The 25,331-nt window shown below is 59.2% G+C and carries 18 protein-coding genes and 1 pseudogene; 10 read left to right on the forward strand and 9 right to left on the reverse strand.

Annotated features, from left to right (window positions below; translation table 11 throughout):
- The first annotated feature begins 460 nt into the window (after window positions 1-460).
- The 3 genes from FHS84_RS12315 to FHS84_RS12325 all read left to right on the forward strand — a co-directional run bounded on the left by FHS84_RS12315 (window position 461) and on the right by FHS84_RS12325 (window position 5,362).
- A complete protein-coding gene (locus FHS84_RS12315; RefSeq protein ID WP_166934618.1) occupies window positions 461-1,048 on the forward strand; it encodes an RNA polymerase sigma factor in 588 nt (195 codons plus the stop codon).
- A complete protein-coding gene (locus tag FHS84_RS12320) occupies window positions 1,032-2,009 on the forward strand; it encodes a FecR family protein (protein ID WP_166934620.1) in 978 nt (325 codons plus the stop codon). The genes FHS84_RS12315 and FHS84_RS12320 overlap by 17 nt, the downstream gene beginning before the upstream one ends.
- 65 nt (window positions 2,010-2,074) lie before the next feature.
- Window positions 2,075-5,362 (forward strand): TonB-dependent receptor, encoded by a 3,288-nt coding sequence (locus tag FHS84_RS12325; RefSeq protein ID WP_166934623.1) that lies wholly within the window; start codon window positions 2,075-2,077, stop codon window positions 5,360-5,362.
- 11 nt (window positions 5,363-5,373) lie between these two features.
- Here FHS84_RS12325 and FHS84_RS12330 read toward each other — a convergent pair whose 3' ends face one another.
- Window positions 5,374-7,977 carry a glycosyl hydrolase 115 family protein gene (locus tag FHS84_RS12330; protein ID WP_166934625.1) on the reverse strand — a complete coding sequence of 868 codons (2,604 nt, stop codon included), beginning with the start codon at window positions 7,975-7,977 and terminating at the stop codon, window positions 5,374-5,376.
- Window positions 7,978-8,327: 350 nt separating this feature from the next.
- On the opposite strand from FHS84_RS12330, the gene FHS84_RS12335 reads away from it, so the two are divergent.
- The 6 genes from FHS84_RS12335 to FHS84_RS12360 are packed head-to-tail and all read left to right on the forward strand — an operon-like array spanning window position 8,328 to window position 12,984.
- Window positions 8,328-9,131, forward strand: a complete 804-nt coding sequence (locus tag FHS84_RS12335) for a 3-keto-disaccharide hydrolase (protein ID WP_166934627.1) — start codon at window positions 8,328-8,330, stop codon at window positions 9,129-9,131.
- 38 nt (window positions 9,132-9,169) lie between these two features.
- Window positions 9,170-9,925: an FAD:protein FMN transferase gene (locus FHS84_RS12340; protein ID WP_166934629.1), complete on the forward strand. Its 756-nt coding sequence runs from the start codon at window positions 9,170-9,172 to the stop codon at window positions 9,923-9,925.
- Window positions 9,922-11,211: a Gfo/Idh/MocA family protein gene (locus tag FHS84_RS12345; RefSeq protein ID WP_208393832.1), complete on the forward strand. Its 1,290-nt coding sequence runs from the start codon at window positions 9,922-9,924 to the stop codon at window positions 11,209-11,211. Before FHS84_RS12340 ends, FHS84_RS12345 begins: the two co-directional genes overlap by 4 nt.
- Window positions 11,208-11,471 (forward strand): hypothetical protein, encoded by a 264-nt coding sequence (locus FHS84_RS12350; RefSeq protein ID WP_166934631.1) that lies wholly within the window; start codon window positions 11,208-11,210, stop codon window positions 11,469-11,471. Before FHS84_RS12345 ends, FHS84_RS12350 begins: the two co-directional genes overlap by 4 nt.
- Complete coding sequence (locus tag FHS84_RS12355; RefSeq protein WP_166934633.1) at window positions 11,468-12,853, forward strand: Gfo/Idh/MocA family oxidoreductase; 1,386 nt, start codon at window positions 11,468-11,470, stop codon at window positions 12,851-12,853. The genes FHS84_RS12350 and FHS84_RS12355 overlap by 4 nt, the downstream gene beginning before the upstream one ends.
- Entirely contained in the window at window positions 12,829-12,984 is a 156-nt protein-coding gene (locus FHS84_RS12360; RefSeq protein ID WP_166934635.1) for a hypothetical protein, read from the forward strand. The genes FHS84_RS12355 and FHS84_RS12360 overlap by 25 nt, the downstream gene beginning before the upstream one ends.
- A gap of 6 nt (window positions 12,985-12,990) precedes the next feature.
- On the opposite strand, the gene FHS84_RS12365 is transcribed toward FHS84_RS12360, so the two are convergent.
- The 5 genes and pseudogenes from FHS84_RS12365 to FHS84_RS12385 all read right to left on the reverse strand — a co-directional run bounded on the left by FHS84_RS12365 (window position 12,991) and on the right by FHS84_RS12385 (window position 19,036).
- Window positions 12,991-13,164 carry a DUF736 family protein gene (locus tag FHS84_RS12365; RefSeq protein WP_166934637.1) on the reverse strand — a complete coding sequence of 58 codons (174 nt, stop codon included), beginning with the start codon at window positions 13,162-13,164 and terminating at the stop codon, window positions 12,991-12,993.
- A gap of 469 nt (window positions 13,165-13,633) precedes the next feature.
- A pseudogene (locus tag FHS84_RS12370) lies at window positions 13,634-13,783 on the reverse strand (DUF736 domain-containing protein); the annotation flags it as partial.
- 105 nt (window positions 13,784-13,888) lie between these two features.
- On the reverse strand, window positions 13,889-14,941 hold the full coding sequence (locus FHS84_RS12375) for a substrate-binding domain-containing protein (RefSeq protein WP_166934714.1): 1,053 nt from the start codon (window positions 14,939-14,941) through the stop codon (window positions 13,889-13,891).
- Window positions 14,942-15,024: 83 nt separating this feature from the next.
- A complete protein-coding gene (locus FHS84_RS12380; RefSeq protein WP_208393834.1) occupies window positions 15,025-16,068 on the reverse strand; it encodes a LacI family DNA-binding transcriptional regulator in 1,044 nt (347 codons plus the stop codon).
- A 118-nt stretch (window positions 16,069-16,186) separates the two neighbouring features.
- Window positions 16,187-19,036 (reverse strand): TonB-dependent receptor, encoded by a 2,850-nt coding sequence (locus FHS84_RS12385; protein WP_166934643.1) that lies wholly within the window; start codon window positions 19,034-19,036, stop codon window positions 16,187-16,189.
- Between the two features lie 863 nt (window positions 19,037-19,899).
- Here FHS84_RS12385 and FHS84_RS12390 point away from each other — a divergent pair.
- Window positions 19,900-21,354 carry a glycoside hydrolase family protein gene (locus FHS84_RS12390; protein WP_208393835.1) on the forward strand — a complete coding sequence of 485 codons (1,455 nt, stop codon included), beginning with the start codon at window positions 19,900-19,902 and terminating at the stop codon, window positions 21,352-21,354.
- Window positions 21,355-21,388: 34 nt separating this feature from the next.
- On the opposite strand, the gene FHS84_RS12395 is transcribed toward FHS84_RS12390, so the two are convergent.
- The 3 genes from FHS84_RS12395 to FHS84_RS12405 all read right to left on the reverse strand — a co-directional run bounded on the left by FHS84_RS12395 (window position 21,389) and on the right by FHS84_RS12405 (window position 25,283).
- Window positions 21,389-23,056 carry a glycoside hydrolase family 43 protein gene (locus FHS84_RS12395; protein ID WP_166934645.1) on the reverse strand — a complete coding sequence of 556 codons (1,668 nt, stop codon included), beginning with the start codon at window positions 23,054-23,056 and terminating at the stop codon, window positions 21,389-21,391.
- Window positions 23,053-24,180: a glycoside hydrolase family 43 protein gene (locus FHS84_RS12400; RefSeq protein WP_166934716.1), complete on the reverse strand. Its 1,128-nt coding sequence runs from the start codon at window positions 24,178-24,180 to the stop codon at window positions 23,053-23,055. The genes FHS84_RS12395 and FHS84_RS12400 overlap by 4 nt, the downstream gene beginning before the upstream one ends.
- A gap of 206 nt (window positions 24,181-24,386) precedes the next feature.
- Window positions 24,387-25,283, reverse strand: a complete 897-nt coding sequence (locus FHS84_RS12405) for a fumarylacetoacetate hydrolase family protein (RefSeq protein WP_166934646.1) — start codon at window positions 25,281-25,283, stop codon at window positions 24,387-24,389.
- Window positions 25,284-25,331: the final 48 nt, after the last annotated feature.

Below are 25,331 nucleotides of genomic sequence, written 5' to 3' on the forward strand. Positions count from 1 at the left end.
CCCTCAAAAAGAGGCGAAGCCCCTGGATTTCGGGCGTGCATCGGCATTCACGCAGAACGCGCGCCCACCCTCGCGCACCCGTTTGGGCGTGCGTTGAAAAATCCGCTCTGTATGGGGAGACGCGCGTCGTCTCAGAACCTCACCCATGCGTCGAACAACGCGAACAACGTGTTGCCACTCGGCAACAGGCATCGGCGTGACGATCAGACTCCCGTCAAGCAAAGCTCAAATGGAAGCGGCCGTCCGTGTGCGCCTTTGTCCTCGTCCGGGGTGCCGTCGCACACCGATAGCGCATTGCGAACAAATGGGCGCTCGGGCATCATTTCCCGTGCGAACTTCAGCCACACCAAATGACGGGCAGCAGACAAATTGTGCCAGCGCGTTTCCTGCGTACCGACGTTGAATTCCGCCGCCGTCCGCTGCGCGCCCGCGTCATATCCAGGGGAGCAGGCACTCTCCGATGATTGACAGATTTCGCGACCGGGCGATCTGGATAGAGCAAAACATAATGCCCCACGAACGGCAGATCCGCGCATGGATCCGCCGCCATCGCCTGCGGGACCTCGATGTGGACGACATTATTCAGGAAATGTACGCCCGCATCGCGTCTCAAGCCGATTTTAGCGAGATCAGGGTCCCCATTCGCTACGCCATGCAAACGGCCTATTCCATCATGGCCACGCATTTGCGGCGGTCGAAGATCGTGACAATCACGGCCACGGACGATCTCGACGATTTGGGCGTGGCATCTCCGGAGGCCTCACCTGAGGAAGAGATCGCCCAACGCGACGATTTGCGGGAAGTAACAGACGCACTGGCATCCCTACCCGATCGCACGCGGAAAATCCTGTTAATGCGTCGCGTGGAAGGTTTACCTTTGCGGGAAACCGCAGCGCGATTGGCGATTTCCGAAAAAACGATTGAAAAGCACATGGCCCGCGCAACCCTATTTTTGATGCATCGGTTCGGGAGGGGGGCAAAATCCGCGCGTCAAACGTCTTATATATTGAAAGAGCCGACTGGCGAGAACGATGACACCTCCAATTAACGAAATCGACAGGCTGGCCGCCGAATGGGCCGTCGAGACCGATAACGAGAACTTCTCGGTAGAGCGTCAAGCCACGCTTACGGCCTGGCTTGAATCCGACCCGCGCCATTTTGGTGCCTACATCAACGCGCGAGCGGCCCTCGCCCGCATCGAAAGACTGGGTGCAGCCGCACAAAGCAATGGAGATCGCGACAACGAATGCGCAGCGCCGATCGACATGTTCAGGTCATCGAGGCGGCGTTTCATCCTTGCAGGAAGTATTGCGGCCGGACTTGCTGTCACTGTCGTTGCGGGAACCGCTTGGTGGGCCAATTCTTATGCGGCAAGCTTTGAGACACCGGTTGGGCAAACGAGAATGGCTTCCCTGCCCGACAATTCCACCATCACGCTGAACACCGATACGCGAGCTGCCGTGCGCTACAGCGCAATGGAGCGCAACATTGTGCTCGAACGCGGCGAAGCACTGTTCGATGTCGCCAAGAACAAGTTGCGGCCATTCGTCGTCAGAATGAACACTATAAAAGTGCGCGCCGTTGGCACGAGTTTTTCGGTTGGTGCGGCAGGCAGCGGACCGGTTCGCGTCATGGTTCGCGAAGGTGTCGTCGAGATCGACACGCACAGTTCCGCTCCCCCTGTCCGCGTCTATGCCGGCTCACGCGCCACGGCTCTGCCGAGCGGCCAGCTGGCTATAGAAAGACTTGGTGCCAAGCAAATCTCGGAAGGGTTGGCCTGGCGCAGTGGCCATGTGTTTTTCCGGCATCAGACGCTTGGCGCGATTGCCACCGAGTTCAAGCGCTACAGCAATATCCAAATCGTGATCGACGATCCCGCGGTTGCCAGCAAAACCGTAACCGGAATGTTTGTAGCGACCGATCCGGTGGCTTTTTCCCATGCCGTCGCGGCTTCGCTCAATCTGAATGTGGAAGATAGAGGAAACGAGATTCACATTACGCGTAAATAGAACACGGGCCCAGTTAGGACGGGTCTCCCGAAGGCCCCTGATAAGGGCCTTGAAGGCTGGGGAGGATGAAGGTAGGCCTGACAAGAGCGGTACTGGGGCTGGCCTCTGTATGTGTCACGTTGCCTTGCAGTCTGGCGGCCGAATCCGATCTTCGAGTCTTCAACATCCCGGCGGGGGATGCGGAGGACGCCATTGCGGCGTTCTCACAGCAAGCGCAAAGAATGATCGCCGCACCGGGCGATGCCTTGTTGAATGCCAAGGCACCGTCGGTCTACGGTCGCTACTCGCCTGCTAACGCACTCGCGATCATCCTGAAGAACACGGATCTAGAGGTTGCCTCCGACGACGGCCACATCATCGTCCTGAGAAGACGTGTAGTTTTGCCGCCTCCGCCTCCGGCCGCCGGCTCGCCCGTGCAAAGCTGGAACGACGTAGAAACCGTCACGGTCACCGGGTATCGGGCCAGTTTGGAGTATTCAACGAACGCCAAGCGGGCGGCGATTACCTTTTCGGATTCGGTTTTCGCCGAGGATATCGGCAAGTTCCCGGACATCAATGTCGCCGAAGCCTTCAACCGCATTCCAGGCATCGCAATTACGCGCGAAGTGACCGGCGAAGGGCTCAACGTCTCGATACGGGGGCTCGGCACGAACTTCACAAAGGTTCTTCTGAACAACGCGCCGGTCGCAGTCGCCTCCACGGGACGCACCGACGCCCAGAACGCCAATCGCGAAGTCGATTTGAACATGTTTCCGGTCGAGTTGTTCTCGCAATTGTCGGTGTCGAAATCGCCGACTGCAGCTCTTATTGAAGGCGGCGCGGCCGGCACCGTGAACATGCGCAGCGCCCGGCCGTTCGACCGCGAGGGCTCCCGCATCCACTACTCCGTTCAGGGTCAGATCAACTCCGCATCCGGCAAGCTGGGCCAGAACGGGACCTTGATCCTGAGCAACACCTGGAATGGCCGGGTCGGTGTCCTGGTCGGGATATCGGCTCACCACAATCTGGTGCGGACCCAAGGCTTCGAAACGATCGGTTGGACCAATCCGAATCTCAGTGCAGCGCAATGCGGTGCAACAAGCGGCTGCAACGCGACCGGTGGTGGCAACTGGACTATCCCGGCCATCGCTCCAACCAACGCCTCGACGCTAGCTCTCGGTATTGCCGGAGACACAATCGACAGGCCATGGCTTCTTGCTCATAACCCGAAGCTCACCAGCATCAAGCAGCTCGACGACGCGCTCATTCCGCGCCTGGCCCGTCCGGCAAACCAGGCCGGCCATCGGGACCGCATCAACGCCGTTACCAGCATCGAGTTCTGGCCAAACGCGGGGCTGCACTTCTACGTTGACTCGGTGTTCGGGCGAACTGTGAACCAAGAACTGCGTACTGATATGGCGTTCCAGGTCCGCAACAGCGCCGTCATTCCGCTGAACGAGGAAGTCGACTCCAACGGCATTGTCACAAGAGGCACCTTCGCCAACACCAACTTGTTCCTGGAATTGCGGCCCTACACGGAAAAGGGCGATTTCATGAGCATCAGCCCTGGGCTGGAGTGGCAGGCGACGGAACTGCTGAGAGTTGACTTTCAGGCGAATGCCACGCGCAGTCATTTCTTCCGCGACTATCCCACAGTCGGCCTTTATACCTCGCCGGCAACGGTCACATACGAATTTGCCGGGGGCGAATTTCCGACATTCACAAGCAGTGTCGATGTCAACGACGCCCACAGCTGGAGGTGGCTGAACGAACGCGCCAGCATCGCTCAGGAAAAGCGCTACACCTATACCAACGGTGCGCACCTGGATGTCGCGTACGGTGCCGAGAAGACCAAGATCAAGGTCGGATTCAGCTATGACGACATCTATCGCACCATCCGAGCGGCGGATAACTCCCTAGCATGGCAAGCTGCAATTTGCGGCAACAACCCGAGCACCTGGCTACCATCCCCCAACACGCAGCCAACCTGCGATGGCGACGATAGCAACCCGAACCCGGCTTATCCCGGCTTCGGCACGGGCTATACCGCCGGAGCGGCACCTATCACCTGGACCGGCTCGCTCGTTCCGAACAGCGAAGTTTATAGATATCTGCATCCCAGCCCGACGGGCTACGCCACGATCAACTGGGATGCGTTCAAGCGAGCGTCCCACTACGACAGCTACGCCGCCAATGCGCCGTTCACAAACACGTCCATTACGGGCACCAAATCGGGGACCGTTTCCGAGAAGATTGTCGGATTCTACCTCCAGCTCGATGGAACGCTCGACCTCGCCGCAAGACCTCTCCGCTACGATATCGGTGTCCGCTGGGCTGAAACCCATCAGACCGTCGCAGGGCTGGCTTACAATCGCGTAGACCCGCGCAATTCCACATTGAACGACGGCGGGCTTTATCCAGTGACGCCCATCTTCGCCAGCATCAAAAACGCCTATCAGGCATTTCTGCCGTCCGCGAACTTTGTTTATCACCCAACGACGGATATCCAGATTCGGCTTTCGGCCTCCCGCACCATGACCCGTCCGGATCCGAGTGCGATGCTGCCGGGCGCCAACTTTTCATCGGCTTCGGCCGATGTCGCGACGGTCGGCAATTCCGCGCTCAATCCGTACTACTCGACCAACGTCGACCTCGGAGTGGAGTACTACACGGGCAAAGAGGGCTATATCGGCTTCGCCCTCTTCCGGAAGGCCGTCAGCGGCTTCACTGTGACGGGAACGACGACACATCCGTTCTCCGATCTGGCTGCTTACGGCATCAATTATACGACCTTGAACGATACGCAGCGGACGGCGATCGACACGCGTGGAGGTCCCGCACATGCAACCGTTCTGTTCAACCAGGAGATCAACGCCAGCGGCTTGCTGACCGTAAACGGTCTCGAGTTCAACTGGGTCCAGCCGCTCGATATTCTACTTGAGCCTTATGGTCTGAAGGGACTCGGCTTCACGGCCAACGTCACCATAATGGGGCAAAAGGGCCGCGGCGCAGCCCCGGCTGTAGCCATCGGCGTTCCCAACTACACCTACAATCTCGTCGGTTACTATGAGAATGACGGCGCAATGCTACGGTTGTCCTACGTATACTACGGCCAAACCGTCGCGTCTTCGGCAAACCAGAACAGCATTACCGACGCACGCCTTTACGGCGCCCCCTATAGGCAGCTCGATCTGTCGGCATCATATAGCTTGTCGGAATTCCTGGGACGATTGCCGAGCGATCCCAAACTGACGATCGATGTGCAGAACCTGACAGGGTCGGCCCAGCGCAGCTACTTCCAATTCAAACGCGCCACATACAGCTACTATGTGCCGGGCTGCTCCGTATTGTTTGGCGTACGCGGCACCTTCTGACTCCATCTCCATCAATTCTGGGCCGGGGGCCCAAGATAGGCTGCCGGTACCGGACCAGTCGCGATCACCAGCTTTTGCAACACGACGTTGTCGCCCAGCCGCCAGACCTTCACGGTGTGCTTCCCCGCAGAAATCCCTGGAAATTCGGCAACGATCATATGGGCGTTATCGGAGACAGCTTTGACCCAAGCCTTTTGTTCGGGCGATACGGCGGCGTTTGGGGCCGGCGTCAAGCGAGCGGTCAGGGTCTGCATCGGACCCTCGTCGATGGACACCCCGAAGTTCAGCCCCGCCGATCCGTTGGTGTCGAGCGTGGGAACAAGATAAAGCTGTGCCCTCAAATCGCCGGATCTGCTGAGCACCACATCATATTCAAGGCGTATGCCGTCACTCTGGACCGTCGGCGCAAGTCCCTGCGGTAAGGCAGTCACCGCGCCACGCGTACGCCCAAGATTCGGGATGACCTTCCATTCGAGCCCTTTGCCACCCACGGCACGCGAGAAGCGCGGCGCCTCCACGGCAATGACTCCGTTCGCAGCGACGATCGACGGCGTCGCGAAGATCGGTGCCACCGCGCCGCCAGACACCCGCTTTACCTCAGGCATGATCTGCGTTTTCGGCTCTTGCCATGTCGTATAGCCGATATGGGTCTGCAGCATCATGCCGTCCCATTTGCCGTTCGCGAGGCGATGGTATTGGTCGGTCAGCGCCTGATCGCGCCGGAAGGCGGACACGGCCAGGTCGGCAAAAGCGTTGGCGCGAGGATCATTGACCGCTGCCAGGCGATGGTTCCAGGCAACGGCGTAGTAGAGCTGATAAAGATTCGATAACGCCAGCACCGGATGCTCGACCAGTTCGAAATAGGCATCACGCTGCGCTTTCGGCAGCTTGGCCTTCACGAGCCGGACATCATTCTCAAGCGACTTCCACTCGCCGACCATGCTGCCGAACTCTCCGCCGTTCAGCATCGGGCCAGTACCCTCGCCCAACGCAAAGGTGTCTGCGTCGATAAGCTCCGGCTTCCGGCGCGCAGCGAACTGGCTGTATCGCGTCAAGATGGAAGCGATGGCCTTCGCCTGAGATGGCCCGAACGTGGCGGCGGCCCATTGCTGCGGATACGCGTTAAGGGCATCCAGTGTCATGGCCTCCGGATTCCAGGCCATCTGGAGGAAGAAACTGATCGGATACTCCAACGGCTTGATATCGCCGACATTGACAACCCAAAGCGTCTTGGCCCCCCGACTGTAGGCCAGGTCCATCTGCTGCCAAGTTTTCTCGATCTGGTTGGTATTGAGCCACTTATAGTTCCTCGGCGCACCGACATAGTCGAAGTGGTAGTACACGCCGTAGCCGCCTTTGCGGTCCCGGTCTTTTGTCGGAAGGCGACGGATCTGGCCCCAATTATCATCCGCAAACAAAAGGGTCACGTCGTCGGGCACCGTCATGCCGTGATCGTAATAGTCCTGCACCTCCTTATAGAGCGCCCAAACCTGAGGGACCTGCTCTGCTGGCTTACCCGTTATCTCGGCGATTATCTTGCGCTGGTCGGCGACAATGCTCTCCAGAAGCTGTGTGGCCGTGCCTTCCGACATCGGTTCATCGCCATCGCCGCGCATGCCGATCGTCACCACACTGTCGTAGCTCTGACCGCCCCCCGTGGACATCATGCGTTCAATGCCGCCGCGCCAGAACTTGCGCAGGTTCTCGGAATTGCTGGCGTAGTCCCATTTTCCGCTCGTCAACCCCTGATAGATTTGGCGATGCCACTCGTCGTAGGCCCGCATCATCGGCTCGTGATGGCTGGTCCCCATCACCACGCCCATGGCATCGGCCAGGATGTAGTTGTTCGGGTCGTCGGCATTGAAAGCCCGCGGCGGCCACATGGCCGGCCAGAGATAATTGCCCTTCATGCGCAGGATGAGCTCGAAAATGTGCTCATACGCCTTGGCATTAGCACCGCCGAATTTCCTGGTTGTCCAGGTTTCGAAGCCCGGAGCCTCATCGTTGATGAAAATACCGCGGTACTTCACCTTCGGCTGGTCGCTGCGCGATCCGGCTGTGAGGAACACGTTCTTCTGCCGCGTTACCGGCACATCGGCAAACCAGACGAGCGGTGAAACACCCATCTTTTCCGAGATATCGTAAATGCCGTAGACGGCGCCGCGGCGGTCTGCCCCCACGATTACCAGCGCCTGCTCTACATTTGGGAACGGCTTGGCCACAACGATCTGACGGAACGCTTCCCATTGGCCCGATATACTGCGAGCGTCGATTTTTCCGGTACGGACCAGAGTGTCGATCACCGGGCTTTGGCCTAACACACCGACGATGACCAGTGGTCCTTCGGCGCGGCCGATATTCTGCAGGCGGAGGGGCTTTTGCCCGCTGACTTGCGCGAGATCGGACACGAAGGCGTCCGCGGCACGCTTCACGGCTGAGTTGGCATTGTCGTCGACATAAACCGCGGCAGGGCGACCGGCCTGGATGAGCGCAAAGCGACCCGCTCCAGGATTGGGGCAGATGGAGACTGGCTGGTCACAGGCCGCCAGGGCCGCAGTCGTCAGCGACATGAACATACCGAGACCGATGATTGCGGCGGTCCACTTCGTTTTCATTACCTGTCCTTCGAATTTTCAAAGAGGTTCTTCGCGCTCTCCGCATGGGAGGCGCGGACGATCGGCAATTCCCCTGGCCATATGGATAAAATGCTCCACAGACGGAGACGCATGGGCCGGCGAAACTCCTACGATCATATTGTCTCACACGCTTTCGCAGAGCATTGACAGCGCCGACGCCAGCGCCAATGGTACCGATAACACACGGCAGACAAATAGACCACGCAGATCCGTCGCGCAGTACGGGAAAAGCAAAACTATGACAGCGGACGTCTCGCTCGCACCATCGTGGCTGCCTCCCAACGCCCGTCCGCGTAACCGCAATCTCATAAATACCATGGAGGGACCTCATGCCTAAAACTGCCTATTTCATTCTGGCGCTTGCCGCCGCCGCGCCCGCGATGGCGCAAGATGCACCCGCCGCCTGCAAAGGCGTCGTCGTCGATGCGAATGCCAACCAGCTTTCAGCAGCGGAAAAAGCGGAAGGCTGGACCCTGCTCTGGGACGGCAAAACTTCTGCCGGCTGGCGCAGCGCCCGCGGTGAAACTTTTCCGCAAGGCGGCTGGACCACTTGCGGCGGCACCCTGACTATTCATGCCAAGAGCGGTGAGGAATCACGCGGCCCCGGCGACATCATTACCAATGCACGCTATTCCGATTTCGAACTCAGCGCCGACTTCAAGATCACGCCGGGCGCCAATAGCGGCATCAAGATCTTCACCCAGACCGATCTTGCCCCCATCGACAAGGTCACCGGCAAGCCGGTGGCGATCGGCTCCGGCATTGGCATAGAATTCCAGGTACTGGACGATGAACGCCACCCCGATGCCAAGCTCGGCCGCGATGGCGACCGCACCATCGGTTCGTTTTATGATGTGATCCCGGCCGTGAAGGACAAAGAAGTCTTCCCCGTCGGACAGTGGAACAACGCGCGGATCATTTCCAAGAACAACCACGTCGCCTTCTTCCTCAACGGCTTCAAGACGGTGGAATTCACCCGTGGCTCGCCGGAATTCCGCGCCGCGGTTGCCCTTTCCAAGTTCAAGGACATCCCCGGCTTCGGCGAATGGGCAGACGGGCATATCCTGTTGCAGGACCACGGCAACACCGTCTCCTATCGCAATATCAAGATCCGTACCCTCGCCACCCACTAGGTGCCGCGTTGCGCGTCTTTCATCGAACCTTCCTGGCGATGAACACAAGGTTTTCGCTTGTGATCCCCGGCCTCGACGCGGATCACGGCGAAAGCCTGTTGGCGGAAACCGAGCGCTATGTGCGCGGACGCGAAGCCGTGATGAGCCGCTTCGGCGACGGCTTGGTGGCAAGCGTGAATAGCCGCGCCAGCGAAGATACGGTGGAAGTTTCCGAACCGTTATGGGCGATCCTGATGCTGTGTCGATACCATTGGAACAACACCAATGGCCTGTTCGACATCGCGCGCGGACGGATGGCGGCCGTTGCTTTCGACGACCGCCGGCAAACCGTCCGCTTCATGGCGCCCGATGTGTTTTTCGATCTCGGCGGCATCGGCAAAGGCATCGCCCTGAAAGGCGTCGAAATGCTCCTGCGCCAACATGAGATCGAAAACGCCTTCGTTAGTTTCGGCGAAAGCTCGATCTTGGCCCTGGGCGAACATCCCGAAGGCGGCCTTTGGCGCGTCGGCCTGGCGGCGGACGCCAAGATGGACTTCACCCTTTCCAACGAAGCGCTCTCCACCTCGGGACAAACGCCAGGAAGCGAACACATCATTGATCCGCAACATGGCGGCTGGGCATCGGGTCCGGAGCTTCTGGTCGTCGCAAGCGCCTGCCCCATCGAGGCCGAGGTGCTCTCGACGGCGCTCTACATCGCCGCACCTACAGCGCGCGCCGACATTCTTTCTCGCTATGACAAAGCCCGCTGGCGCGAACTGCCCGCGGGAGACGAACCTAATGGAATGGTCCCATGATGGACGGCATACCGGACATTGAACTGCCACCGCGCGACAACAATCGCCGCGAAACCTTGAAAACTATCGCCAGCGCCATCACAGGCTCGGCCTTGCTCAGCACCCTGCCCTGGTTGTCGCCACTCAAAGCAGCCCCCGCGGGCAAAAGCCCCTCCGACAAGGTGCGCCTCGGCCTGATCGGCACCGGCTCGCGCGGACAATATTTGGAAGAGCACCTCTTGAAGACGCCCGGCGCCGAGATCGCCGCACTTTGTGATGTCTATCCGCCGCATCTCCAAGCCGCTCAGCAAAAGATCGGCAAGCCGGTAACGCACTACAAGGACTACCGCCATTTGCTCGATGATAAGAGCGTCGATGCCGTGATCATTGCCACACCGCTCTATCTGCACGCCCCGATGTGCCTCGATGCTCTTGCTGCCGGAAAACATGTCTTCTGCGAGAAGAGTCTGGCGCTGACCATCCCCGAATGCAAAGCCGTGGCGCGCACAGCAAGCCAAAGCCCCAAAGTGTTCCAGATCGGTCATCAGCGGCTGTTTCATCGCGCCACGCTCTATGCGCTGCAACAGGTGAAAGCCGGCGATCTCGGCCCCATCACCCAAATCCGCGCCTATTGGCACCGCAACGTGAACTGGCGCCGCCCTGTGCCCTCGCCCGAATTGGAGATGCTGCTCAACTGGCGCGTCCACCGCAAATACTCGGCCGGACTGATGACGGAACTCGCCAGTCATCATCTGCAGGTCGCCAACTGGTTTCTGGATTCCCCGCCGCTGGCCTGTATCGGCTATGGCAGCATCAATTACTGGAAGGATGGACGCGACGTCTTCGACAACGTCAACGTCATCTACAAATACCCCAAAGGCGTTTCCTTCATCTACGATTCCCTTTCTTCCAACCGTTTCTACGGGCTGGAACTGCAGATCATGGGACCAAAGGGAACGCTGGAGTTGGAAACCGCGAAATTCTATGCGGAAAATCCACCGCCCGCGCCCGGCATCATTCAGCTCATCAACCAGATCGAAAGAGGCACATTGGAAAGCGTGGCGCTCGCCGATCGCAGCTGGGTGCCGGACCTCAAGAAGGACACCAAAGGCACGCCGCTGCCCGAAGACCCCGATCACGACGACGGCACCGGTCTTTCCATGGCCGCGTTCGTCAATGCCGTGCGGCTCGGCGAGAAATCGCCGGCCATGATCGAACACGCCTATCGCTCCGGCGTCGCAGCTTTGATGGGCGTCATAGCAATGGAAGAAGGCCGCGAAGTGGCTTGGCCGGGAGGATACGCATGAAAACCATCACGCTGCCGCTTCCGGATTGGCGAAAGGAAGCGATCCTCTTTGCCGCCTGCCTGGTCTTGGCCATAGGCCTGAACGTTTACGCCATCGCCACATTCCAAACGCCTTGGGCCGAACTGGTGACGGAAATGCCCGTCGTGCTCGCCCTCGCATTGCTTGTCTACACCCTCCTCGCCGCCGGCCGCATAGCCGGTTACGCCCTGAAACATCTCATCGCCAATTTCGAAAGAAAGAACACGGGAAGGAAATCATGATCAGTCATCCCCATCGCCGAACGGTTCTCACCGCTATGGCTGCCGGCGCCGTCTTCAGCCCATCGCTGCTGCGCGCCTCGACGCTCAACGACGCCAAGATCAACATCGCCTGCTGCGGCATCGGCGGACGCGGCGCCGATGTCATCAAAGGCCTCGCCGCTACCGGCCTCGTCAATGTGGTGGCGTTGTGCGACACCCATCTGGGCTCTGCGCCGACCACGGCAATCCTCAATATGTTCCCGGAGGCCAAACACTTTCAGGATTTCCGCAAGATGTTCGATGCCATGGGTGATAATTTCGTGGCCATGAGCATCGGCACGCCCGATCATTCGCACTTTCCCATCGCCATGCATGCCATGGCGCATGGCAAGCACATCTATTGCGAAAAGCCGATGGGCCATTCCTTCCACCAAATTCAACTTATGATGGATGCCGCCCGCAAATACAAAGTAGCCACCCAGATGGGCAACCAAGGCCATTCCGGCCAAGGGACTTTCCAGTTCGAAGCCTGGGTCAAGGCCGGCATCATCAAGAACGTAACCAAGATCACCGCCTTCATGAACAGCCCGCGGCGCTGGCATGGCAAGAGCTATACCGATTACCTGCCAGCCCAACCGGTGCCGACCGATATGGATTTCGATCCCTGGCTCGCCACTGCCACGCCGCATCCCTACAACTACGGCTACGAAGTGGGCGAGTGGCGCTCGTGGTACGATTTCGGCAATGGCGCGCTTGGCGATTGGGGCGCCCATATCTTCGACAACGCCCATCAGTTCCTCGAACTCGGCCTGCCGACCTCGGTCGATCCGGTCTATATGCAGGGCTATAGCCCGCTGATCTATCCGCAGAATTCGACGCTGAAATTCTCCTTCCCGGCACGCGGCAACCAGCCGCCGGTGGAACTGACCTGGTACGAAGGCCAGCAGAATCTGCCGCCGCTGCCGGAGAATTTCGGGGCCTCCGTGGTCGATCCCAACATTCCGCCGCCGACCTCCGGCAGCATCGAGACCAAGCGGCTGGCACCCGGCAAGGTCATCTATGGCGAAGGGCTTATCTTCAAGGGCGGCTCGCATGCCAGCGAAATGGAGATCATCGGCGGCCCGCGTGCCAAGGACATCAAGCTGCCGGAAGTACCCAAGAGCCCGTCGGATCACTTCCTCAATTTCGTCCGCGCGGTAAAAGGCGAAGAAGTCTGTCGCTCGCGTTTCGAGATCGCAGGTCCGCTCTGTCAAGCCATGGCCCTCGGCATCATCGCACAGCGCCTCAACGAAAAAGTCGTGTTCGATCCCGCGACCAAACAGGTTATCGGCAACGAGAAGGCTGCGGCCTTGCTCGCGGGCGCTACGCCACGACCGGAATGGGAAGCCTATTACAAGCTCTAGATTCCAATTTCCCCCATCTGTTGTCCGGCGGCGCGACACTCTGGGCCGATATCGTCGATGTCGATCACATGGTGTCGCTAGCCGGCGCGTACCGCATTGTCGTCGTGCTGGCTGGTAACTGGATTCTGTGAGTTGCATTAGCCGGCACCGATTTCGGCGGACTGACTAAAGATGCGGAAGTCGTGCTGTGTGTCGGCGTTCTTGGCGGTATTGGGAAGGATTTCGATGGGAGCGCGGACCGAAAGCGTTTTGATCTGGCCCTTGTACGACTTGCCGTCCTTGGATTTCGTGACGTATCCGATATCTAGCATTGCTGGCTCCATTGAGGCGCGGGAGACCATTCTCCCTTGCGACGGCAGACCGTTCATGGGCGGGCACCCGAACCCGAAGGGCCGCAGCATCGCGAAGGACTGGAGCGGCGGGAAATTTGCAAGCGAAGCGGCCCGCAAGGAGCGCGTGAAACGCGCAGGGAAATTTCTCGGCCGCGATGGTTTTGGAAGGACCGGACCTGCCCATAGTTCTTCGGCCACGAGCAAGGGGAATGGACCCGACACTCACTCAGGAGACGCCGAGAGCAAAGGGCGTTCGTGACAGACGGCGGAGTTGAAGCGGTACCAAAGCATCGCGATGCGTCGCGACCATTTTCCCACAGCCCGCTCGCCCCGCACTATTGCCTACACCAATTTCTGTGAGAAAGCGTCTGAGTTGGAAAATAAAGTGTCCCAATTATGGTACGGATGAGACCCATCGCACCTTTATGATGCGCTGGGCGATCAGCTGTCAATCGGGCGGATTCCAGATGACAGTGAAGACGCTTTCATCGCCCTGACCGGCGGCTTGGCCGAGATTGGCGAAGAGTTTGCGGCCACCGAAGGCAAGATCGGAAAGGCCCAGACTGACGTAATCCTTGCCGGAGCTTTCCACGGCATTGACCCAGCCGGCGTATTTCCAATACGCCGACGCCTATCACATGCAGTATATTCGGGGTGTCACATTCATCGTCGGAATTCAAGGGAGCTGCCGACTAAGGAAACACTATGCAGGAGCCTTGGCGGCAGATGCGCGCTCGACGAGCGTGAACTTCATCAGCTGATGCACGGCTTCCGGCCGCTCTCCCGTGCGCGCTTTTTTTATCTGCTCCGTCATGATGGCGACCGCCGTGCGCCCCAACGCCACGATGGGCTGATGGATAGTGGTCAACGGCGGCCAGATCGTAGAGGCCACGGGAGTATCATCGAAACCACAGACCGTCAGCTGCTCCGGCACCTTTATGCCAAGGCCATGAGCGATCGCCATGACCGCCGCGGCCATATCGTCGTTACTGGCAAAAATCGCGGTGGGCGGATCGGGCCGTTTCAGCAGCGCCTCGCCGGCAAGAAGGCCCGAGCGATACGTGAACATGCCCGGAACCACCTTAGAGTCATCGACCTTAAGGCCGGCCTCCTCCATGGCGGCGACAAAGCCGACATAGCGAAGATCCGCCGGCGTGTGGGCCGGATCGCCCTTGATGAAGCCAATATCCTTGTGCCCCAGCTTGATAATGTAGCGGGTCATCGCCAAGGCGCCCTGGTAGTCGTCAATGCGCACCGACGACACTTCCTCCATCGGACGCGCCGTCGCCAAGGCCAATGCCATGACGCCTCCAGCCTTCAACATATTCACGGTCTGGCGGGAGTCACACAGCGGTGGAGGCAGGATCACACCATCCACACCGGCTGCCAGAAGCTTCTTCAGCGCCGTCTTCTGGCTGGCCAACCCGCCGCATTCCTCCAGAAGCAACTGACAACCGGATCGACTGCTCTGCTGTAGCCCCCCCAGCATGATCTCGTTCAAATAGGACGGGCTCGGATTGGAATACAGGATGCCGATGCGAGGTCCGGTGGCCCCTACGCGAGTATTACGCGCCGACTGGTTCACGGTGTAGTTCAGCGCCTTGATGGTGGCTTGAACCTTCTCGCGCAAATCCGGGCGGACGTATTTCGTCCCGTTTATCGTGCGGGATACAGTCATCGACGACACACCCGCATAGCGGGCGACATCGTGAATGGTCACCACTTTCGGGGCATTTTTCTTGGATTTTGCCAACAACCCAGCTCCCGGCGACATCGTAAAATGCGCCTTTTCGCGAATCAAAGGCTATCATACCCTGCGCGGGGCTGCTGCGGGTTCCTTTACCGGGGTGCAGAGGAGCCGCGTTCCATCAGAGTGAATTTCATAACCTGATGTACGGGCTGCGGTATTTCGCCTTTTTGCTGCCGCTCGATTTGCTCGGAGAGAATGGCAACCGCGGCGCGCCCAATCTCCACAATCGGCTGATGAATGGTGGTCAACGAGGGCCAGATCGTCGTGGCGACGGGCGTATCGTCAAATCCGCAAATCGTCAGTTCTTCGGGAATCTTGATGCCCAGACCATGAGCCACGGCAATCACCGCCGCCGCCATGTCGTCATTGCTCGCAAAAACCGCCGTGGGGCGTTTCTTCTTTTTCAGGAGGGCTTCCCCTGCCGCCAATCCGGAGCGATACGTGAAAAGGCCATTCACGACGAAGGCCGGATCGATATCCAATCCGCATTCCCGCATCGCCGCCAGAAAGCCGACATAGCGCAAATCAGACGGCGTATGGGAGGGATCGCCCTTGACGAATCCGATCTCTCGATGACCGAGGCCAATCAGATAGCGCGTCATTGCGAGGGCACCTTGATAGTCGTCAATCCGCACGCTGGAGACATCTTCCAACGGGCGGGCAGTCGCCAACGCCAGCGTGGGAATGCCTTCTGCCTTCAAGGTCTCGATCGTGAGCCGGGAGTCGCAAAGTGGCGGCGGGAGAATGATGCCATCGACGCCGGCGGCAAGCAGCTTCTTGAGCGCCGCCTTCTGGCTCGCAAGGCCCGTGCAGGTCTCCAGCAGTAACTGGGCTCCGGTGCGGCTGCTTTCCTGCAGACCGCCCAGCATGATTTCGTTGAGATAGGCTGAACTCGGATTGGAATAGAGAACGCCGATGCAATAGGCGGATGAGCCGTTACGGGTATTGCGGGCCGATTTGTTGACCGTGTAGTTCAACGCCCGGATTGATGCCAACACCTGATCGCGCAACTCCGGACTGACATAGCGCTGGCCGTTGATCGTGCGCGACACGGTCATCGACGAAACACCGGCATGACGTGCCACGTCATGGATCGTGACGGCCTTCGGCGACCGCCTCACCTTGGTACCCAACGGTATGTCTCCTACGGGCTCACAAGCCGATGTCATGCCCCCTGTTCAGGTCGGCTCAATATGAAAGCTGGCGCCCCGCAAGGGGCGCCAGCCGAATACCAACTACAGTTCACGAAACTCATTCACCCGTCTTGAAGCGGATGCCAAGGCTGTAGACGCGACCGTTGTCGTAGCCCTGACGGAGGAACGGACTGAAATACTTACCCGGCTCACCGATATAACGGTTCGGTGCGGCGTTGGTGATATTCGAAACCGTGCCGGACAAAGTCACGCCCCAGCCGATGTCATAGTTGAGCGCCGCATCGAGCAGACCGTACCCCGCAACAACGCGTCCATCGGACGGGTTCGCGGCGGCACCGAACAGAATGAAGCTCGACCGGTAGGTATAGACCAGACGACCGGAGATCTTGTCGTCTTCATACAGAAGCGATGCGGCGGCAGCATTCTTGGATTGCAGCCCCATCGGGACATTGACGTAAGCCCCGCCGGTTTTGAACTGGGTCGGATTCTGGGTGTCGATGAACGCATACGACACCGACGTGCCGAAGTTCTTCCAGATTCCAGGCAGGAACGTGAAGAAGGTCTGTCCCGACAGTTCGATGCCGCGGGCATAACCGCTGCCGCCGTTCTGGGTTGTGCTGATCACGTACTGATCGCCGGTGCAGCCCTGCCCGTGATAGGTCGGAACGTGACCGGGGATGGAGGTACAGGGCGTCAGCACCGTGGTGATGAAGCCGTCGATCTCCTTGTCCCAGAAGTCGACCGACACATAGGCGCCGGTGTCGAAATAGTATTCGAACGCGAGATCGTAGGAATAGGCAGTCGTCGCCTTCAGGTTTGCATTGCCGGTGGAAACCGAGTCCTCACCCGTCGAGGCAAAAACCTGAGCCGGATTGAGCTGTCCGAACGTAGGACGGGTGACACCCTTCGACCAAGCCAAGCGAGTCACGAACTCGTCGGTCCAATGCAGGCTGGCATTGGCGGAAGGCATAACATCGACATACCAGGACTTGCCCGTCGTCCGCGAATAGCCTTGGCTCGCGTCCGTACCGGAATTCGCCGTCATGCCGACGACCCGGTCGGCCGTTCCGACGACGCGCACACCGACATTGCCGGTGATGAAATCGTCCCACGCGGAAAACTCGCCTTGGACATAGCCGCCGAAGGTGTTTTCGTAAGCGTCCCGGCGGTTGGCAATGACTTCCGGCTGGGCGTCGCGCAGCGCAATGCCCGAGTTGGGGAACGCGTACGCGAGTTGATTGGTAAGATTCACGGTGCTCGCGATGGTCGGGAATCCGCCTGCATAACCGATGTCTCCGCCGAAAATGTTCGTCGGCGCATACTCGATCAGCCCTTCAAAAGCGGAATTGGCCACGCTGACGGCATTCGAATAGTCGGCGGCAAGCGCCGCGCCATTCGTTGTCAGGTTTTTGCCGGAGAAGTTCCAATCCCGATAGGTCTCTTCGAGGTGATAATAGCGGAAGCCCGATTTGATCTGCGTCAGCAGCGGCAGGCCGTGAACCGTATACTTCGCGTCAAGCGAGATCGCATACGAGGTATCCTTGATCCCCGCGTAGCCGGCCGCCCAGTTCTTGAAAACCCAGGCGCGCGGATCGTTGAAATCGTACGACGACCCGGCTGCCGTAATCGTGTTGACGTGCGGAACGGTCGTGAGATCGCGATAGATGTTGTACGACTGGTTCAAGCCGGTCGTGGTGTTCGCTTGCCCGCCATAAGCACCGCGATTGTCCGACCGGACGAACGAAACGTCAGCCGACAGTTCGAAATCGTCGGTCGGCATCCATTTGGCGTTCTGCGAGATCGACAGCGCGCGCGCCGGCGCCTGGCTGATACCACCGGTGGCATTCGCCTTGCTGTTCATAAAGGTGGCCGAGGTCAGCCGCTGGGTCGCAACGACACTGTCCGTACCGCCGTTGGAGTTCCGGTTCCAAAGCCCCTCGGTGAAATTGTAGGGAGCCGTGGTCAGGTTCTGCACCGTCCCGGTATCGGCAAAGCTCAGAAAATGGAAGTGCTGGTCATAGAGATAGTAGTTGTAAATCACGTCAGTGACGAATTCGAGCTTGTTGCTCGGACGCCATTGAAACGACACCGCTGCGCCGAGGCGCGTACGCTCGATGTCTTCGTTGTTGATATTGGTGTTTGCCGCCGCGGCGCTGATCACGTTGGCCTGCTGCGCCGAGGTAAGCGCCGACCACGCAGCCTGGCTGCCGATGGACTTCAGATACCAGGTGTCGGTCCGGCCGGTGTAGGCCGCCAAGCCGCCGCTGCTGGCATAGGCCGGATCATCCGCGCGGATCGGCAGCACCAGATTGGCGCCCGCGCCGCCCGGTGTGTTGTCGGAGCGGTTCTTGGTCTGCGAATACTCGGCCGCCACCAGGAAGCCCATCTCGCCGATGCTCGTATTCCAGCGCGTGGAAGCCAAGCCGAAATAATCCGGCTCGGGCTGTTTGATGAGATCGTTGTAGCGAGCGGTGAAGCCGGCGCTGAACGCCGTTCCGTTGAAATCCATCGGACGGCGCGTGCGCAGATTGAGGGTACCGCCGATCGCGCCCTCGATATGCTCGGCCGTCTGGTTCTTGTAGACGTCGATGCCGGCGACCAAACCGGGAATGGCATTCGAAGTGTCGTATTCGCGAAGGCCGGGCGAATTGAAGATGCGTCCGTTCAGCTGCGCCGAGGTCTGGCCGGTCAACCCGCGGATCGTCACGCCAGCACCCTGGCCGGCAGGCCCATTGCCTTCGCCGCCATACCGGTACCCCTGAATGCCGGGAATGCGGGTGATGGTGTCCGACAGGTTCTGATCCGAGAGCTTGCCGATGTCTTCGGCAACCACCGAATCCACGACCTCAGTCGACTTCTGCTTGATCTGCATCGCGGACTGCATGCTTTCGCGAATGCCGGAGACCACGATGGTCTCCATCGCTTCGGACTGGGCTTGTGCCGCCACACTCAGCCCCAACAAAAGAGCTGCGCCCGATGAACAGGCCAACAGCCGCGCCACATATGATGGCCGAATATTTGTCTTTAAACTCATCTGGTAGATCCTCCCGTACTCTTCCTAGCCCTAATCTTTGCGTGCGTTTGCCTGATACCCCCTGTCGCGTTCCGCGATCAGCCGTGATGGCACCACGCTTCATCTGCCGCTCTTGTGTCGCCGAAGCTCTCCGATCGACCGTGCACTCCGGTTATCGATAACTTGGACGGTTTAGAGATTTGGGTTTTGCCAGTCAATTCCAAAACATGAAACAGCCACAATTTCTCTTTGGCCTGACAAAAATGCACCAGCACGAATGACGACCGATACCCCGCTACCCGAGCACCTCTCGCGACATCTAGATAACTAGCCCTTTCCCTCAATGCATTATCGCTATTTTCGAGTCGCACAGAGCGAGCAGTATGCGGTCATGCGAGATCGTCGCCTCGGTGGCAGGCACAAACGATCCAGGCCTTCGCGCCCCGAGTGCGACAACCCTTTTGTCAGGAAACCTCGCCTGATATCGTTACCAATATCAAACCATTTGGTAGCAAATGACTGGAGCGTGAAACTCGCGGTTGAATGGGATGGGGCATTCATGGCCGAGCCCGCAATAGTTTGCCGATTCCGCCAGCGATTCTTCGGGAGAACGCCGATGCAGCAGCGCGCCTCATTGCGCAGACCGAAGGTTATCGATACCTCATCCTTCCACTGAAGCATGGATCATTTGGAAGTACGTCCCGCACTGTCTCGTATACAATCTGCGGAAATCCTTTTCCAAGCCAACAACCAGGTATCTCGACATGAATAGCCGAAATAACCGCCGCACCTCTTCCATGAGAGCAAGCCTCCTGCTGTGCGCATCCTGCATGCTGTTCACCAGCGCGGGATGGGCCGATCCCAATGCAGTCGAGGTCTTCCCCTTCCCGCAACCGATCCAGTACACGCACCACAATGACGATTACACGGTTCGCGTACGTGTGCCCGGCGGGGCTTGGCAGGACCTCTACGAATACAGCGTGGCGGTAGACCTCGATAATCCCGGTGCCCGTGCATCCATGGCGTATTTCAATTTCGACGGCACCGTCGAAGTCATGGTGCAGAAGAATCAGGGGCATTTCTCGAGCGTCGCCATCCGCCCCACTTCTCGCGGCATCAAAACCACGGTCAAGGATAGCGCCGTTTATTTCAAGCTATCGAGGCCCGAAAACCTTTCCATCGAATTCGATCAAGACCGGCTGCATAACCTTCACTTGTTCACCCATGCCATTCGCAAAAACCTGCCGGCGGAGGTCAAACACGCCACCTCCTCGAATGAGGTCGGCAAGGGACAAGATCCGGACCTGAACAAGCCGTTCGTCTATTTCGCCCCGGGTGTGTACAAGGGCGAATATCACTTAAAATCCAACACCACGGTCTATGTCGATGGCTCAGCCGTCATCCAAGGACCGTTTATCATGGACGGGGTCGAGAACGTTCGCATCCTCAGCGACGGGCTCTTCGATACGGCAGGCGACTGGCAGATCAAAAATTCCCACAACATCGTCATCGATGGACCCATCTTCTTCAACCAGGTGCATGGCACGATGCGGTGTTCCAACTCTACCGATCTCGAGGAGAACAGCATCCGCACAATCGGTGCCGGCCAGTGGTCCGATGGCCTCGGACACTTCGCCTGCCTGCGCGTGACGATCGACGATAGTTTCATACGTACGTCGGACGATTGCATCACTCTATACAACCACCGCTGGAATATCTGGGGCGACAGCCGAGACTTCCTCGTCAAGAACACAACGCTCTGGGCCGATGTCGCCCATGCCCTGATGATCGGCATTCACGGCAATACGCCGTCTGCCGAACATCCCACGCCCGAAGTCATCGAAAACGGCGTGTTTCGGAACATCGATGTTCTGGAACACGACGAAGACGATCCCGACTATCAAGGCGCGATTGGCCTGATGGTCGGCGACGATAATCTGGTCCGCAATCTGAGATTCGAGAATTGGCGCATCGAGCGCATCGAAGAAGGCAAGCTGTTCAGCCTGCGCGTGTTGTTCAACAAGAAGTACAATACCAGTCCGGGGCGCGGCATCGAAAACATCGTGCTCAAAGACATTGCGTTCAGCGGGCTTGGTGCAACAAATCCCTCGCTGATCGTCGGCTTCGACAAAGATCGCTCCGTACGAAACATCACCCTGGATAACGTCACCGTCGCCGGCAAGAAGATAACCAGCCCCCAAAAGGGGATTCTAGAGATCGGCCCCAATGTGGAAGGCGTGACTTACAAATAGCCGGGCAACGACGAGATCTGCTCTGCTGCGCGACCTATCGGCTGATGCGGAACCAATCGATGTCGGTCGATCCCACGCTGGTTGCCACATAGGACGGCGTGCCTGCGGGCGCCTGCGCAAAAAGACCGATCTGCGCTCCCACCCAGCGGCCGGGCAACGCCTCGAATTGTTCGCCGGCATCGGTGAAAGCCGCATTGTCGAAGCTATAGCTGAAGCGCACATCCGCGTGCAGCACTTGAAGCATCGAAGGCCAGTACGGCCGGTATTCCGGCGCCGGCTGGGACACGCGCTTCGGCTCGACGGAGAGGCGGAGATAAACACTCCCGCTCGGCACCTTTTGCAGCAAACGACGGGTTTCCTCGCCACCGTTGGCGGCATTCTTGCGTGTCACCGCAACCAACTCGATGCCGCTGGCGGTGTTTTCCAGACCAATCCAGGCATAATCGCTGCCGTACATCACGAGGCCGCTGCGCTCGCCAACCGCCTTAGGATGGAACGTGAGCTTCACGGTGGCGGTGAAGCGTTCGTCCGGTAGTTTGCGGGTAAGGATGGCCCCATCCTCCCAGAGGTTGCGCGGCTGGGAAGCCGAAGACAATCGTAGTTGACCGGGCGCAGACTCGAGATCGGACCAGCCGCCTTGCGGATTGGCGTTCCATTGCCAGCCCTTGCCGAGAATCCCGTCAAATTCGTCGCTTTCAGGTTCGGCTTGCGAAACGGCCGTCCGCGGCATCGTCCAACTATGCACGGGCTCACCGCGCACGGCGCCCACCCCCGCCTTCCCGATGACGGGCCAACCGTCCCGCCAGATCATCGGCTCCAGCCAAACGCGACGGCCATAAGTTCCGGCATCCTGGAAATGCAGAAACCAGTCTTCCCCCGAAACTGTCGTGACCCAAGCCCCCTGGTGCGGACCGTTGACATCGGAGTGTCCCTGATCGAGCACATCACGCGCCTCATACGGTCCGGCGATATGGCGCGAACGGAATACAGCCTGCCAACCGCCTGGCACACCGCCCGCCGGCGCAAAAATGTAGTACCAGCCGTTGCGCTTGTAGAGCTTCGGTCCTTCGATCGTGTGCCATGGTGCCAGCCCGATGGAGGTCTCCACTGGCGGCAGGTTCTGTCCGACGATCACATCCGATCCGTTGTCCAGAGCTTTGCGGCCATCGGCGCTCAACTTCTTGAGCGTGATGATGTTGTTCTTGCCGGCCCGGCTCGCGGCCCAGCCGTGCACCAGCCAACCCGTGCCGTCGTCATCCCAGAAGGGACAGGGGTCGATAGCGCCGCGCGCAGCATCGACCAAAACCGGCACGCTCCACGGTCCGGCCGGGTCGGACGCTTCCACCATGAAAATACCGCGATCAGGATCGGGATAGTAAATCACCAACTTGCCCGCATGAAAGCGTATGGCCGGCGCCCAAGCACCGCCGCCATGGCGCGGCACGCTGTAATGGCTGTCCGGCGGCAGGCGGGTCAATGCGTGGCCGACAATTCTCCAATGGACGAGATCCTTCGAGGTAAGAACAGGCAAACCCGGCGCATTGGCGAACGACGAACTGACGAGATAGAAATCCGATCCGACCCGTATGGCATCGGGATCGGAGTAGTCGCTCGCCAAAACCGGGTTGACATACCGGCCCGCATTCGCGGCAACACAACAGAAAGCCGCCACCATCAGCGCCATTCCAATATGTCGTTTCATCGTTCCCTCTTAATGCTGCTTTGGACCGGAAGGCGCCAGGCCGACTGCCAGCGCAACACCGGCTTGTCATGCTCCCATTCCACGGGCAACCAGACATAACGCCCGTCGATGGCGTTCTGGGGCTTCCAGCGGTCGGCCATGAAGATGATCCGATCCGGCATATCCGGCAACGGCAGCGCATACGTGCTTTGAGCGCCGAATGTGGTGGAAACGTCTTCCGCCGCGCCGCGCACGGGGTTGTCTAGCATCTGCCAAGGCCCCCAAATCGAGTTGGCCTCCGCCGAATAGGCTGCATTGGGCTTCCAGCCGGTCACCCCCGAGGCAAAGAGATAGTAGTGTCCCTGCCGCTTGAAGAGCGCCGGGGCCTCCAGCGGCGTGCCCGGAAACAACCGCAAATAGCGCCCAATGGTCTTGAGATAATCGTCGCTGAGTTGCGAAATATGCAGCGACTGGTTTTCCTCAGAGGAGTAGATCAGATAGGCCTTGCCGTCGTCATCCTGAAACAGGGTCATATCGCGCGACTGCTGACCGAGCGCGAAATCGTTGGCCAGATGCTTGTCCGGTCCTTGGATCTGATCCTCCTCACGGACATTCATCGGCCAGGCTCCCATATCCGGCCGGGACGAGCCGAGGAATCGATAAGGACCCTGCGGACGATCGGCCACCGCCACACCATTGCGCGCCGCGCGGTAGCCCTTCCCTTTCAGTTCGAGGTGGAACCACATCACGAACTTCCCGGTGAGACGATTGAACAGCACCTTGGGCCGCTCGATGATGCTGTCCCGGACGATGTCGCTCGCCGGATCGTCGGAGACCTTGAGGGCGATGCCCTCGTCTTTCCAGCGATAGAGGTCTTTTGAGGAGTAGACGTGGACACCGACCTGGGCCCGGTTTCCGGCACTACCTTCGGTCTTGTGCTCTCCGAACCAATAATAGGTTCCGTCGTGGACCAGCATGCCGCCGCCGTGAGCATTGATCGGAACACCAGCGGTGTCGTTCCAGATCTCGCCAGGCTTGAAAGCATCCTCCGCAAGCGCAGGACACGGCGCTCCCACGAGCAAAGCCGCCAGCACGGCGGCGCCTAGCCGCAAAAAAAAGGCGCCTCCCGAGGGAGGCGCAGACATATTGGGGAGAGCTATCTCGGCCGCACTCCAGGTGCATACGTCACCGGAGGGATCTGCGTGCATCACGGAACAGCCTCGGTTGTACCGCTTCCAATGGAAAGCCAATAGAAGCGGCCACAAAGATATCGACGATAGCAGGTTATCGATATCACACAAATTATAATGGCGGCGTTTGGCGGCCGCGTCAAGCGGCGGAATTTGCGCGATCATCGAGTCCCATCCCGCAATACGGTTGTCATGCCGGCAACCCGCGAATGTCCCGGCCATGCCACAACCTTCTGCCGCTGGGTGCCCAGACCGTCGACACCGAGCGTCAACACGTCCCCCGGTTGCAGGAAGCGCGGCTCCGGCTTCTGGTCGGCGCCTACGCCGCGCGGCGTGCCGGTCGCGATGATATCGCCCGGATTTAACGTGATGTAGGAACTGATATTGGAGATCAACGCAGCGACCGGGAAGATCATGTTGCGGGTATTGTCCCGCTGCATCGTCCGGCCGTTGAGCTGCAGCCAAAGATCCAGAGTCTGCGGATCTGCGATTTCATCGGCCGTCACCAGCCATGGCCCGACCGGACCGAAGGTATCGCAGCCCTTGCCCTTGTCCCACTGGCCCGAAACATTCTGAAAACCGCGGTCGGAAACATCGTTGACCAGCACGTATCCGCAAACGCAATCCATGGCTTCCGAGGTATCGACATAGCGGGCCGTGCGGCCGATCACTACGCCCAGTTCCACTTCCCAATCGGGCTTTTGCGTATGCCGCGGCAACACGATGTCGTCGCCCGGACCGTTGAGGCAGCTGATCGCCTTGGTAAAGATCGTGGGCTCGCTCGCCCGGTTGCCATGACTATCCACGGCGTGACTGGCGTAATTAAGCCCAACCCCGAGAAACTTGCCGACCCCCCCGATGGGCACACCAAGACGCTCGGATGCGGGCACCTCCGGCAAACGCATCAAGTTTACCGACCGCAACTGCGCCAGAATCTCCTTCTTCAAGATCGAAGGCCCGATATCCTTGATAATGCCCGACAGGTCTCTAGTCCGCCCCCGCGGATCGAGAGCTCCCGGCTTTTCGCAGCCTTTCGGCCCCCAGCGCAGCAGTTTCATCTCGCCTGCCTCCTTCCTGATTGCCGCCTTATGGATGGCAGCTTCTCG

It is taken from the genome of Rhizomicrobium electricum (genome assembly GCF_011762045.1).
GTDB lineage: Bacteria > Pseudomonadota > Alphaproteobacteria > Micropepsales > Micropepsaceae > Rhizomicrobium > Rhizomicrobium electricum.